Source organism: Aquamicrobium zhengzhouense (genome assembly GCF_016124105.1).
Classification (GTDB): Bacteria; Pseudomonadota; Alphaproteobacteria; order Rhizobiales; family Rhizobiaceae; genus Aerobium; species Aerobium zhengzhouense.
In genome coordinates this window covers 10,347-24,773 of record NZ_JADGMQ010000001.1, presented here as the reverse complement: position 1 = coordinate 24,773, position 14,427 = coordinate 10,347, and the positions used below count along the sequence as shown (strand labels likewise).

Sequence of the window (14,427 nt, the reverse complement as noted above, 5' to 3'; positions counted from 1 at the left end):
CAGCCTACGACAGCTCGTACTGCCCCGACCGCTCGATCTCTACCGGACGAAGCAGCTCCATCGCCGCTTGCGTCCTTGCTGAGACTGTCGCCCCGGGCAACGTGCTTACGCTCGGCTTTCCCGCTTTCTTCGCGGGTGAAGCGGATTGGGCCGGCCCCAGATCTTCGATCGAGATATCGCTGTCTTCCGCCCCAAGTGATCGAGCGAGCTTCTTGAGCGATTTTACATCAGGGGCCCCGCTGGCCTTGATGACGATCATATCTTCCCTGCATTCCAACGCTGTCTTTCAATGCGATGGTTGCCTGTTCAAGGTTAACGTTACGTCAAACTTCCTTCGCCATCGCCATGACGATCAGCCCTACCACGATGATCAAGGCTCCCACCGCCACGGAAAGGCTTGGCCAGCCATGCCCGAGCAGCCCCTCAAAAATGATGATGAAGCATGGCGATAGGTACGTGTAGGCGAGAACTTTCGCTGCGGGCAGCTTCATCGAACCGTACATCACCAGGAATGTCGAGAACGCCCCGGTGACGATGGCAAGGTACAGAATAATGCCCCACATGCTGGCGGAGAGCGATGCCCAATCAGTGGCGATGATCTCATCAAAGCCGTAGATCGCGATAAGGATGCCGGTACACAGCATGGTGTAGGCAGTCATCCAGGGAAGCGGTTCTCCGGGCTTGTTCAGCTTTTTCACCATAGGTGAGTAGAGCGCGTGCGCAGCCACCCCAACGAGAAAGATGATCTCCCCCCGGCCAATATCAAAAGCCAGCAAGGCTTCCAGACTACCGTTGAAGATAACCCAGATCGCACCCACCGCCGCGAAAAGCAGGCTACCGACGACTATCTTGCGCGGGACCTGCCCCAGGAGCAGATAGCCAAACAACGCTGCCATGAGTGGCATCAGCGTGAAGACCGCGCCGCTGGAAACGGGGCTGGTTAGCTTCAACGACATGAACATTGTCACGAAGAACACAGCCATCAGTCCGCCGAGCACGAGGAACCGCCATGGCGCAGGCGCGCGATAGACTCTCCCCTTAGATAGGACGAATGCAGCCAGCATCATCGCTGCGACTCCGATGAGGAAGCGCACGCCATTGGCAGCACTTGCCCCAAGCTCGCGCATCGCAATCGCGCCCAAAGAATACGAGCCAGAAGCAAGAGCCGTGAAGAGCAGCATCGCGAGATGGCCCTTCAACTTCTCTCTTCCGACCGCGAGGGCTGAACCGTCTGCCGCTGGCTTACTGGCACCCGCCACAGAATTTTGCGCGAGACTCATGCTCTTCCTCCTGATGTATACAATCAGTAGCCGAGCGGCTTGGACGAGGGAAGAGCGCTAAGGAGCTTCGGACGCGCGTGAACGCATAAAGATGAGCTTGCTGCACATGGGCGCTTGCGACCGATCGAAAGACGGAAGGAAGATAGTCGCCGCGCGCGACGTCGCAAATTGACGTTTGAAACGGGGCCGCGCGATACTCGAACGCCGTGCGGCCCCGCTCCGGGAGGAACTATTCCGCCGCTTGGCGTGCAGATGGGTTGTTCGGGTGCGTCGTCCAGTTGGCGTAGGCACTGTCGACCCAAAGGCCCGTTCGCTGATCCAGTGCGCCAACGGCGAGAGGCTCCATGGTGATACAACCCTCGACGGGACAGACATTGACGCACAAATTGCAGCCAACGCATTCCGCCTCGATCACTTCGAAGTGGCGGGCACCATCGACCATATGCGTGATCGCCTGGTGCGAGGTATCCTCACAGGCGATGTGGCAGCGGCCACACTTGATGCACGCATCCTGATTAATGCGCGCCTTGGCGACGTAATTCAGGTTGAGATACTGCCAATCGGTCACGTTTGGCACTGCTCGCCCGATGAAGTCATCGAGTGTTGAATGACCCTTTTCGTCCATCCAGTTCTTGAGGCCTTCGATCATTTCTTCGACGATCTTGAAGCCATAGGTCATCGCTGCGGTACAGACCTGCGCGGTCCCTGCCCCGAGAGCCATGAACTCCGCAGCGTCTCGCCAGGTAGTAATGCCGCCGATGGCCGAAATCGGCAAACCACGCGTTTGTTGATCTCGGGCAATCTCTGCAACCATGTTCATCGCGATCGGCTTCACCGCAGGTCCGCAATACCCGCCATGGGTCCCCTTCCCGTCGATCGATGGTTCTGGTGAGAAAGAGTCGAGATTAACCGAGGTGATCGAATTGATCGTGTTAATCAGCGAAACAGCATCCGTGCCGCCTGCATGAGCGGCACGCGCCGGATTGCGAATGTCACTGATGTTCGGCGTCAACTTGGTAATGACCGGCATGCGCGTATTCTGCTTGCACCAGCGCACAACCATCTCGACATATTCGGGGACCTGCCCGACGGCCGCGCCCATACCGCGCTCGCTCATGCCATGCGGACAACCGAAGTTCAGTTCGATGCCATCCGCCCCGGTGTCTTCCACGACCGGCAAGATTGCCTTCCACGCCTCCTCCACGCAGGGAACCATAAGTGAGACGACAAGCGCCCTGTCAGGCCAGTCGCGCTTCACCTGCTTGATTTCCTGAAGGTTCACCTGCAGGTCGCGATCGGTGATGAGTTCGATGTTGTTAAGCCCGATCAACCGGCGATCCGGCCCCCAAATGGCCCCGTAGCGGGGTCCGTTGACGTTGACGACGGGCGGCCCCTCTTCGCCAAGCGTCTTCCAGACGACGCCGCCCCATCCGGCCTTGAAGGCGCGGACAACATTGTAGGCCTTGTCTGTCGGCGGAGCTGAAGCAAGCCAGAATGGGTTCGGTGATTTGATACCTACGAAATCAGAACGAATATCGGCCATGCTCATGCCCTCCCATTAGAGGTCAATGCCCGGTTGATGCTTTCAGCCGCGTCGCGCCCTGCAGCAACCGCGGCGACGGTCAGGTCTTCACGGGCATCAGATACGCAGTCTCCGCCCGCCCAAACCTTGAGGTGTGATGTACGCCCCTCACTGTCGACCTTGATCCGTCCACCTTCCGTCTCGATGGCGTCGCCACTGCCATTTAGCGGAGCGCTTTCGAAGCTTTGGCCAATGGCTTTGAACACCTGGTCCGCTTCGAGCGTCTCGGTCATCCCTGTTCCGACCAGACGCTCATCGACGAGCTGGGTGTATTCGACTTCGATGCCACGCACGGCTCCGCCCTCGGTGATCACGCGCCTTGGCTGAAGCCAATGACGGATGCTCACACCCTTCGCCGCTGCCAGATCCTGTTCGAATTCCGATGCATTCATATGCTCCTTGCCGCGCCGGTAGCAGATCGTGACCTGTTCGGCGCCGAGAAGCTTGGACTGGATCGCGGCGTCGATCGCTGTCATGCCGCCGCCGATAACGACCACCCTGCGCCCGATCGGGAGCTGAGAAAGATCGTTCGACTGCCGCAGCTGTGCGATGAAGTCCACCGCATCATGCACACCGAAGGCTTCCTCACCTTCAGCGCGCAGCGCGTTGACGCCCGCGAGCCCCATGCCAAGAAAAACAGCGTCAAAATTCGCCGTCAACTCGTCCAGCGAAAAGTCGCGGCCCAGCGCCTTGTCATAATCGATGGCGATCCCGCCAACATCCGTGACGTAGTCAACTTCCGCCTGTGCGAAATCATCCGTCGCCTTGTAGGCTGCGATACCGTACTCGTTCAGTCCGCCGGGCTTGGGCTTCGCCTCAAAAATGGTGACGTCATGCCCGTAAATGGCCAGTCGATGGGCAGCAGCCAAACCAGCCGGTCCGGCCCCGACAACTGCGATGCGGCGGCCGGTCGAACCACTACGTTCATAGAACTGCTTGTTGCGGTTCATCGCCTCATCGGTCGCATAGCGCTGCAGCCGTCCAATCTGAACGGGTTTTCCTTCAGCCACCTCGCGGACGCAAACCTCTTCGCAAAGCGTTTCCGTAGGGCAGACGCGAGCACACATCCCGCCCAGAATGTTCTGGTCGAAGATGGTCTTTGCCGCTCCAAGCGGATTGCCAGTTGCGATCTGACGGATGAACAGCGGGATGTCGATCGAGGTCGGACATGCCTGCATGCATGGCGCGTCATAGCAAAAATAGCAGCGATCCGCCTCGACGACTGCTTCATGCTGCGTCAGCGGCGGATGTAGATCAGTAAAGTTGGCAGTATACTGCCCGGGCGCCAACCTGCCGGCGGCAATCCCCTGCTTCAACTGGCCCTCGGCCATCATCGATGTTCCCCTTTATTGGTTTTGGGGAAATCGTAACACGAAACAACTTTTTATCAATCGGTCAAAAAACAGAACAACTCATTGAAAAGCATAGACAGATACCTGACTAATTTTCTCACCTTACGGCGCAATGATCTGCCTTTGCATGGACACAATCGTTAAGATTTGCCGAAAGTTTTAGTTTACGTCGCTGAGTTATCATCCTCCGCATGTCTGGATCTCGTGTTCTGCGTTTTCTGCCCTTGGTCGTCCTGCTCGGCGTCTCCGCCTGCGCGACCAAGCCGTCACAAATCAACAACGTCTGCGCCGTGTTCGCTCAGAACGACGGGTGGATCAACAACTGGCGCCGCGACGTCGGAAAGGCGTCGAAAAAATACGGGATTCCGCCCCACGTGATGATGGCCACCATCAGGATGGAATCCGGCTTTGACAGCAAGGCAAGGCCTCGACGCAAGAGTACGTTCTTCGGACTGATCCCCGGTTCGCGCCTTTCCTCTGCTTACGGATACTCGCAGGCACTCGACGGAACCTGGCTTCAGTACCAGAAGGAAACCGGCAACTACTCCGCGCGCCGCACCAATTTCGGGGACGCCGCAGATTTCGTGGGCTGGTATCACAACAAGTCCGTGCGTACGCTCGGCATCGCACCGCATGACACCCACAACCTATACTTGGCATATTACCATGGCCACGCAGGCTACGCCCGCGGCAGGTGGCGGGGCAACGCTGCTATCCAGGGCTACGCTCGAAAGACCGCTGCGATGGCCAATCGCTTCCAATCGCAGATGCAGTCTTGCTGGTAGACCCGGCTAGCTGGCAGGTCACTGCGCCAGCCAGACGTGCGTGAGATCCAATGCAAATGCCGGGTGGATCTCATGCCCGCGGACATGCGGGGCGCAGTGACAATAGATCTTGCGCCAGAAAGGCTGGATGAACACACCCGGGTCGCGGATGATCTTCTCGATCTGGAACATGAATTCTCGCCTGGCATCTGAATCGGTTACGGCCAAGGCACTGGCGATAGCCTCGTCCAGTTCGTCGCTCGAGAAACCAGTCTCATTCCAGGCTGCCCCCTTCCGAAACGCTAGCGAGACGTTCTGGATGCCCAGCGGCCGGTGTCCCCAGGTCGTGAGAGAGAACGGAAACTCCTTCCAGCTGCGCCAATATTCGTCGCTGGCCAGAACCTTGCGGTTCACCTTGAACCCCGCTTCACGTAGTTGGGCGGCGATCGCATCGCCGGTATTTCGCTGCCAATGGTCGTCGGTCGAAATAAGCTCGTGGGTGAAATCGAGCTGACCCGCCTCCTGCATCAGCGCCTTCGCCCGATTGACGTCACGCTTGACCTCATCAAGTTTCGCAAAATCAGGATGGACGGGGCTGACGAAAAAATTGTCTGCCTTCACACCGGCATTACGGTGGCCGAGCTCAAGGAGCGCTGCATTGTCCACCCCGAGCTGCAACGCCCTCCGAACCCTTCCGTCATTGTAGGGTTCATGCGAGACGTTCACCCGAGCTACTATCGTGTTAGCAGTCTGCAGCTCGGAACGAACCAGGCCAAGCGCGTCGAGAGCGTCGAGGTAATCGACGTTCGTCTGGTAATTAATGTCTATTTCGCCACGCTCAAATGCGTCCACGACGGCTTCGGGTTTGCTCCCTAAGTCGATGAAGGTCACCCCATCCAGATAGCTCTCTCCACCCCACCAGCCGCCGCCACCAGTACGGCGACGAAACTCTGCCTCCTTGCCTACTTCATGGGACACAAGTTCGAAGGGACCGGTCCCAATGGGATTGACGATCCAACCACCCTCGTTCTGGGCATATTGCGGATGAACTATGAGCGCCGGGTAGTCCGACATGCTCGGCACCAGCGTTGCATCTGGCGTCTTCAGGTTCAGCCGAAGCGTGAAATCATTAACCTTCTCAATGCCTCCCCGCCGAACTTTGCCTTCTTCGATGAGAGCTGTCATTCGCTCGACCATGGAGTTGCCGGCAACGCTTTCATCGCACCACCGCGCAATGTTGAACGCCACATCACCTGCCGTAAACGGGTCGCCGTTGTTCCAGGTCACTCCTTGGCGAACATGCAACGTATAGCGTGTAGCGTCCTCGCTGATTTCCCAGTCTGAGAGCAGGCAGCCCTCGAAGGTGAAGTCGCGCGTGTAGCGGATGAGTGGCTCCAGCACCTGTCGATGTATGTTACCGATTTCATCTCTATCGGAAAGCCGGGGGTCCTTGTCCGGGCGGACAGCCATTGCAACGCGCAGAACTCCCCCGCGGCGAGGTTCAGCGTGCACTGCCTGCGCAGGCGCGGTCAGGCCCAGCAGACCATAGGCAGCGGCGGCGGTGGCACCAAACGAGGTTGCCAGCGCGAGGAAGTCACGGCGGCTCACAGCTCCGGATGAAGCGGAGCGAGCCAACTGCTCCACGCATTTTTGCACCTCATCCGACCTTATGCTCATCAACAACTCCCGCCACTGCGACACAGTAAAAATCACCGTGCCTCGCAGAATCATCACAAATCAGCGGCGACCCCTAAAACGGATTTGGCACGAAAATGTGCCCGTCCCGATTTTTCCAGTGCACATCTAAGAATGCACATCGTCTCACTGCGGCAGCCCCCCGCAATTTGTTGACAATACGAAGCGGAGGCTGCTCAACATTCCCTTGCGGCACAGGTGACGTTTGGAGGACAACATGTTTCTGCGCACTGTCAGACTTATCTCAGTAATCGCAGGCTTGGCGCTGACCTCCACTCTCCCTGCCTTCGCCCAAAACGCAGAGCGCAGCGTGGAGATCACGCAGGATGCCGACTATTTCGGTTTTGATCTGCGGACTGAACCGAACGTCTCTCTCGATGCCTGCGAGGCGGTTTGCCTGGCAGACAATGACTGCCGCGCTTTCACCTATAACACCAAGGCGCAGTGGTGCTTCCTCAAGAGCGACTACGGCGTCACCAAGCCCTTCGTCGGCGCGATCGCAGGCAAGATCGTCGAGCGCGGCGAAGAAGAAGATATCGGCGCCCCGGCAGGGTTAAGCTACGTGCCAGACTATATACGCGATGAAGCAAATCGTTTTAGCCGGGAACTTGCCGCGCGACCGAAGCCAGAAGGCTCGGGGCTGGTGCAACTTCTTATTCAAGGTGCCTCCAGCGCCTCCTCAGGTGACGCAGCCAATGCAGTTGCAGCCTACAGTGCCGCAGTCACGATAGAGCCAGACAACGTTACAACCTGGCTTGATCTTGCCCGGGCCTACATTTCCCTTGCTGGCGGCACAGGAAACGACGCCAACTCAGCTCAGACAAATGCGCTCTATCCGGTGCTGAATGCCTATACGCGCTCACGCAGCACGCAGGACCGTGCGACCGCACTTCAACTTCTCGCCATCGGGCTGGAGATGCGCAGCCTGTCTCGCGCAGCGCTCACGGCCTACGAGGCCAGCCTGGACCTGGTCCAGGACGACGAGATTGAGGCGGCATATCTGGATCTGCGTGAACGAAAGGGCTTCCGTATCCTCAACCACACTGTGGATTCTGATCTCGCGAGCCCGCGCGTCTGCGTTCAGTTCTCAGAAAATCTGGTGAAGGCCGGAGTTGATTACGCAACCTTCTTCACCGTCGATGGCGCTGCTCCAAAAGCCGTTGAAGCTCGGGAACAGCAGGTCTGTGTCGAAGGCCTTGACCACGGCAAGCAATACCAGATCACCGTGCGCCAGGGACTGCCTTCGACGATTGGCGAGAAAACGACCGCACCCGTTGATCTCTCGATCTATGTTCGCGACCGCGCGCCGTCTGTTCGCTTCTCGACCGAAAACTTCGTTCTGCCTGCGGCTGGCCGACACGGCATCCCCATGGTCAGCGTCAATTCCGCATCCGCTAAACTGAAACTGCACCGGGTCGGCGATCGCGGGCTCGCAGCGATGCTCAACAACAATCTCTTCCTGCGACAAGTGGATGAGTACTCGCTGAGCACCGTCTCTCAAAATCTCGGCGAACTGGTTTGGGAAGGCTCGATCGATCTTGAGATTGACCTGAACAAGGACGTGCTCACCAGCTTCCCGGTCAACGAAGCGCTGGCGGAGCGACAGCCTGGCGTCTACGTCCTGACTGCGAAGGCGGAAGGCGACACTAGCGAAAGCTGGGCCAGCCAGGCCACACAATGGTTCGTCGTATCGGACATCGGCCTTACAACATATTCCGGCGATCACGGCCTGACCGTATTCGCCCGCTCCCTCGAAACGGCAAAACCACTTGCTGGCGTTGAAATTCAGCTTCTCGCCCGCAATAACGAGGTTCTGGGCAGGGCCACCACCGATTCTAAGGGACATGCTCTCCTGGAACCAGGTACCATGCGCGGGTCTGCCGGAATGGCTCCATCGGCAATCACGGCAAAGTCCGGCGATGCCGATTTCGTATTTCTCGACCTTACCCGAGCGGGCTTTGACTTGTCCGATCGCGGCGTCACTGGCCGAAAGTCGCCCGGTGCAATCGACGTTTTCGCCTGGACCGAACGGGGCGTCTATCGAGCTGGCGAGACGGTCCATGCCGCGGCACTTGCTCGCGATGCCAGCGCTGACGCAATAGAAAACCTGCCGCTTACCTTTGTTTTCGAGCGGCCCGATGGCGTGATTGAGGCGACAAAAGTCAGCGGAGGCGAAGCTCTTGGCGGGCACCACGTGCCGTTCAACTTGCAGCCCACGGCCATGCGGGGCTCGTGGACGGCCCGCATCCATAGCGATCCCAAAGCTCCCGCGATCGCCGAAGTAAAGTTCCTCGTCGAGGATTTCGTCCCTGACCGGATCGAATTCGAGCTGACAGCGCTGACCCCGGAGATCGCCCTTGGCGAACCTGCAGGATTGAGTGTCGAGGGTCGCTACCTCTACGGCGCGCCTGCGGCAGGACTTTCCCTGGAGGGGGATGTGACAGTCACGACCTCTCGCATTTGGGAAAAATTCCCCGGATATCATTTCGGGCTCGCCGATGAAGAGCAGATAAGTCTCTCCAGCGAACTCGATCTGCAGCCGACCGATCAGACTGGTAATGCCAAGTTCGAGGCATTTGTTGACCAAGCTCCCGCAACCACGCGGCTGCTAGACGCTAAGGTCAATGTGCGGATGCGGGAAGGTGGCGGTCGCGCGGTTGAACGCAGCACGACGATACGCATCCGCCCCGAAGCCGACATCATCGGCATCCGCCCTGACTTTGCGGGAAATGAGGTCGCTGAAAATTCCACCGCCGGCTTCCGCGTCATTGCCGTGTCACCGCAAGGTGAGCGTATAGGCATCCGCAACGCGCAATGGACACTTACGAACATTGAGCGCCGCTACCAGTGGTACCGCAGCAACAATTCATGGAACTACGAGCCGATTACCGTTGAGCGAAAGGTCGCGAGCGGACAGATCGAGCTCTCGACGGGAGAGCCTGCGGCGTTGACCCTGCCCGTTGAGTGGGGACGCTATCGTCTGGAAGTAGCGGGATCGTCGATGGACGGTCCGGTAGCCAGTGTCGAGTTCAACGCCGGATGGTTCGTTTCCGAAGTCTCGACCGAAACGCCGGATGGTCTCGAGATCGCGCTCGATCGTGACAGCTACAAGGTTGGAGATACGGCTCGGCTGAAAGTCTCGTCCCGCTTTGCAGGTGAATTGCTGGTAGCGATTGGATCGGAACGGCTGTTCACCACCACAACGGCATTCATCCCCGCTGAAGGCGGCGAAGTCGAAATCCCAGTTTCAAGTGAGTGGGGTGCAGGTGCTTACATTACAGCGACGCTTTTTCGTGCGGCTGATGCCGAAACCCGGATGCCGGCGCGCGCGATCGGTGTGAAATGGCTTACGATTGAGCCTGCAGAGCGCAAGCTTGAGGTTGAGTTAGGGACGGCAGAGCGCGGTGCTCCGCGTGAAGCGCTGTCCATACCCGTGTCGCTAGGCGGCATGGCCCCCAACGAACAGGCCCTCGTCATGGTCGCCGCCGTCGACGTCGGCATCCTCAACCTGACACGCTATACGCCACCTTCCCCGACCGATTTTTATTTTGGACAGCGACGACTCGGTGTCGAAGTCAGAGATCTTTATGGCCGCTTGATCGATGGCTCGGCGGGCACCTTCGGGCGGATCCGAACGGGTGGAGATGGCGGAGGGATCGTCACACAAGGAAACCCGCCGACAGAAGAGCTGGTCGCCTTTTTCTCCGGTCCGGTTCAGGTCGATGGTGATGGCAATGCCGCGATCTCCTTCGACTTGCCGGAATTTAACGGCACGGTTCGCGTGATGGCGGTGGCATGGTCAAAACATGCGGTCGGGCAAGCCGCAAGCGATGTAATCGTTCGCGATCCTCTGGTCGTTACCGCCGGTCAGCCGCGTTTCCTCGCCAAGGGCGATAGCGCCACGATCCGCCTCGACATCCACAACACCGATGGACCAACCGGCGACTACGCAATTTCCGTTGAAAGCGACGGGAAAGCCTCGTTCGACTTCGGCGGACTGCCCTCGTCTGTCGCGCTTCGCGAAAACGCACGCGAGACCCTCTTCCTCCCGATCAAAGCGACGACGACCGGCGACGCAACGATCAGCATTGCACTCCGGCATTCGGACGGATTGTACGTGGAACGTACGCTATATCTGCCTGTGCGCGAGCCTGCCCTGCCCTTGGCCAGCCAGCGTATTGTCAGGCTGAACGGCGATGGCGGCTCCATCCGTATCGACAACCAGCTCCTGGCCGAACACCTGCTTGATGGCGCATCCGTGTCGGTGGGCGTTTCGCGTTCGGCAGCACTTGACCTACCTTCGCTGCTGATGACGCTGGAGCGCTATCCCTATGGCTGCGCTGAACAGACGGTCAGCCGCGCGATGCCACTGCTATACGTCAGCGAACTCTCGTCAACGGCTGGTCTTGCGGTCGACCCCGATCTTCGCAAGCGGGTACAAGATGCGATCCTGCGCGTCATGACCTTCCAGACATCTGGCGGCACGTTCGGTCTATGGGGACCGGACTGGAACGACCCGTGGCTCGACGCCTACATCACCGAGTTTCTCAGCCGAGCCCGGGAAGCCGGTTATGACGTTCCGGTGCAAGGTTTCGCCAGCGCACTCGACAACCTTCAGAACACGCTGGCCTACACGACAGATGTAGCCGAACGAGGAACAGAGATTGCCTACTCCCTCTACGTGCTGGCCCGCAATCGTCGAGCCTCCATTGGGGACCTGCGATACTACGCCGACGCACGTCTGGATGAATTCACGAGCCCGCTCGCTCGTGCGCATCTTGCCGCCGCGCTAGCGCTTTACGGCGACAATGTTCGCTCTGAAGCAGTTTTCTACTCCGCCGTTTCGCAGGCACAGACGGATACGGCGCGAAACAGCCTCTACCGCTCCGATTATGGCTCTCCTCTTCGTGACGGTGCGGCAATCCTCGCATTGGCAGCCGAAACTGACGCGGCATCCGGCGTGATCCCGGAACTCCTCCGCTTCGTTTCCTCCGAGCGAGATCGGAAAGATTATACAAGTACGCAGGAAGAAGCCTGGCTGGTGCTGGCCGCGCGCGCAATTGCCGACGCTGGCAAGGATCTGAAACTTGAAGTGGATGGTGCCGGGTATGAAGGCAATTTTGCCCGCCGCATGACCGGGGATGAGGTGATGTCAACGCCACTCACCATTACCAATCGTGGCAGTGAGCCCGTGGAAGCGGTTATCACAACCGTCGCGGCTCCCATCGATCCACTGCCTGCGGGCGGCAACGGTTTCTCGATCGAGCGCACCTACTACACGTTCGACGGCAACCAGGCGAATATCACGGAAGCGGCTCAGAATGACCGCTTCGTGGTCGTCCTTCGCGTCCACGAGCACAACGACTGGTTCTCACGCGTCATCGTCACCGATCTTCTGCCTGCGGGCTTCGAAATCGACAATCCGAGCCTCGTTGGCAGCGCGGCGTTGTCGAATTTTGAATGGCTGGGCGAGCCAGCCGCTGTGCATTCCGAGTTCCTGGATGATCGCTTCATCGCCGCCTTTGATCGAGACGGCGGCGGTGAGTTCATGGTGGCATACGTCGTACGAGCGGTCACGCCGGGTGTCTACGCGCATCCAGCCGCAATTGTGCAGGACATGTACAGGCCTCAGTTTAACGGGCGCACCTCCGCCGGGATGATGGAAGTGACTGCTGCACGATGAAGCGAGTGCTCCAGCGCGCCCTTATGTCTCTGTCAGCAACGGCAGTTGCGGGCACGCTGGTCATGTTTGGCCTCGACAGGCTGGATCGCGCCTATCCTCCCCCTCTCGATCCGGCTGAAACCTCCGTGGAGATAGTCGACCGCGATGGTGCCTTGCTGCGCGCACTCGCGACGCGCGAAGGTGCCTGGCGTTTTCGGGTTGCGCTCGACGATATCGATCCGCATTTCGTCTCCATGCTGATCGCCTATGAGGACAAGCGTTTCTACGAGCACGGCGGCGTCGACCTTCTGGCGATCGCCCGTGCTGCCTGGCAGCTTGTTACGAATGGCAGGATCGTCTCCGGAGGATCCACCCTGTCGATGCAGCTCGCGCGTCTGCTGGAGCCAAGACAGCAAAGGTCTTACACCGCCAAATTGAGGCAGATGGTGCGCGCTGTGCAGGTAGAGCGGCGGTTAAGCAAAAAAGAGATTCTGGAGCGATACCTGACTCTTGCGCCCTATGGCGGGAATCTCGAAGGTATAAGAGCAGCGACACTCGCGTGGTTCGGCAAGGAGCCCAAACGACTGAGCGTCGGCGAAGCGGCCCTCCTTGTAGCGCTCCCGCAATTGCCGGAGCGTCGTCGCCCGGATCGCAACCCCAAAGGTGCCGAAGCTGCGAAAGATCGCGTTCTCCGTCGCATGGCAAGTGCCGGCGCGATCGACCCAACTGAAATCGCACGGGGCCTTCACGACCGCGCTCCCCGCCAGCGACAGCCTATCCCATTCCTCGCCGCTCATGCTGCTGAGCGCATCCTCCGAGAAAACCCGGGCACAGAGCGACACCAATTGACGCTCAGCCGCCGTGCGCAGGAAGGGCTTGAGCGCGTGGCACGCGACGCCGCCGAACGCCTCGGCCCGAATATTTCCGTCGCCATTCTGATGGCTGACGCACAGACCGGTGATGTTCTCGCCGAGGTTGGCTCCGCCAATTATTTCGACGATCGTCGTCGCGGCTGGATTGATATGACGAGGGCGGTGCGCTCGCCCGGCTCGACCCTCAAACCATTCATATACGGCCTCGCCTTCGAGGAAGGTATGGTTGCGCAGGAAACGATCATCGAGGATCGCCCTTCCAGTTTTGGCGCATACCGCCCCCGCAACTTCGATATGGAATATCAAGGCGACGTATCTGTGCGCACGGCTCTGCAGATGTCGCTCAACGTACCGGCAGTCCGCTTGCTGGACACGGTTGGCCCGACGCGGCTGACTTCACGCTTCAGGCAAATCGGCGTCTCTCCGGTGCTGCCTCGCGACGAGGCTCCGGGGCTTGCTATCGCGCTCGGCGGCGCAGGCCTCACTCTACGAGATCTTGTCCAACTCTACACTGGGGTCGCGAACAGAGGCCTCGCAACCAGCATCAGCAACCAGACTGGTGTCCGGCATACAGCGACGCTTCTTGATCATCGGGCGAACTGGCAGATCGCCGACATCTTGTCCGGGATTCAGCCGCCTGAAGGAGCTACGCGCCTGGGCATTGGTTACAAGACCGGAACCAGCTACGGCTACCGTGATGCATGGTCAGTAGGGTTTGATGGCCGTCGCGTAATTGGCGTCTGGGTGGGAAGGCCGGACGGGGCGCCGGTCCCAGGCCTAGCAGGCTACCAGTCTGCGGCTCCCATACTTTTCGAGGCTTTCGCACGTTCCAGCTTTCCGATCGCTGCTCTACCTCGACCGCCTTCCGGGACAAGTAGAACCGCACGCAGCGAGTTGCCGGTCACTCTCAAGCGCTACTCATCAGGCAAGGAGAGCATCGAGGAGAAGGGTATTGCCGAGCCGGCTCCTGAGATTGTTTTTCCGCCATCCGGCGCGCGGGTGGATCTTGTCTCGGCGGGCAACGAAATCTTGCCACTGGTGCTCAAATTGCAGGGCGGCCGCGCACCGTTTCGCTGGCTCGCCAATGGAAAGCCGCTCGACACGCCCTCCCGGCGGCGAACCAGCCGCTGGGAACCTGACAGTGTCGGCTTCTCGCGCCTAACGGTGATTGACGCGGTCGGCCGTAGCGCGAGCGTCGAGATATACGTCGAATAGACCTT

The 14,427-nt window shown here is 59.3% G+C and carries 8 protein-coding genes; 3 read left to right on the top strand and 5 right to left on the bottom strand.

Translation table 11 applies throughout. The annotated features are described in order from the left end of the window. Positions 1-4: 4 nt before the first annotated feature. The 4 genes from IOD40_RS00080 to IOD40_RS00065 all read right to left on the bottom strand — a co-directional run bounded on the left by IOD40_RS00080 (position 5) and on the right by IOD40_RS00065 (position 4,193). Positions 5-259: a hypothetical protein gene (locus tag IOD40_RS00080; RefSeq protein ID WP_198473069.1), complete on the bottom strand. Its 255-nt coding sequence runs from the start codon at positions 257-259 to the stop codon at positions 5-7. A gap of 64 nt (positions 260-323) precedes the next feature. After that, entirely contained in the window at positions 324-1,280 is a 957-nt protein-coding gene (locus IOD40_RS00075; protein WP_233713774.1) for a DMT family transporter, read from the bottom strand. 229 nt (positions 1,281-1,509) lie between these two features. After that, entirely contained in the window at positions 1,510-2,823 is a 1,314-nt protein-coding gene (preA, locus tag IOD40_RS00070; RefSeq protein WP_198473067.1) for an NAD-dependent dihydropyrimidine dehydrogenase subunit PreA, read from the bottom strand. Between the two features lie 2 nt (positions 2,824-2,825). After that, on the bottom strand, positions 2,826-4,193 hold the full coding sequence (locus tag IOD40_RS00065; RefSeq protein WP_198474165.1) for an NAD(P)-dependent oxidoreductase: 1,368 nt from the start codon (positions 4,191-4,193) through the stop codon (positions 2,826-2,828). A 212-nt stretch (positions 4,194-4,405) separates the two neighbouring features. On the opposite strand from IOD40_RS00065, the gene IOD40_RS00060 reads away from it, so the two are divergent. Then, positions 4,406-4,999: a transglycosylase SLT domain-containing protein gene (locus IOD40_RS00060; protein ID WP_198473065.1), complete on the top strand. Its 594-nt coding sequence runs from the start codon at positions 4,406-4,408 to the stop codon at positions 4,997-4,999. An 18-nt stretch (positions 5,000-5,017) separates the two neighbouring features. Here IOD40_RS00060 and IOD40_RS00055 read toward each other — a convergent pair whose 3' ends face one another. Beyond that, positions 5,018-6,655 carry an ABC transporter substrate-binding protein gene (locus tag IOD40_RS00055; RefSeq protein ID WP_198473063.1) on the bottom strand — a complete coding sequence of 546 codons (1,638 nt, stop codon included), beginning with the start codon at positions 6,653-6,655 and terminating at the stop codon, positions 5,018-5,020. A 235-nt stretch (positions 6,656-6,890) separates the two neighbouring features. Between IOD40_RS00055 and IOD40_RS00050 the strand changes: the two genes are divergently transcribed. Together IOD40_RS00050 and pbpC are read left to right on the top strand one after the other, a co-directional pair. Beyond that, entirely contained in the window at positions 6,891-12,356 is a 5,466-nt protein-coding gene (locus tag IOD40_RS00050; protein ID WP_198473061.1) for an alpha-2-macroglobulin family protein, read from the top strand. Beyond that, positions 12,353-14,422, top strand: a complete 2,070-nt coding sequence (pbpC, locus tag IOD40_RS00045; RefSeq protein WP_198473059.1) for a penicillin-binding protein 1C — start codon at positions 12,353-12,355, stop codon at positions 14,420-14,422. The genes IOD40_RS00050 and pbpC overlap by 4 nt, the downstream gene beginning before the upstream one ends. Positions 14,423-14,427 lie beyond the last annotated feature (5 nt).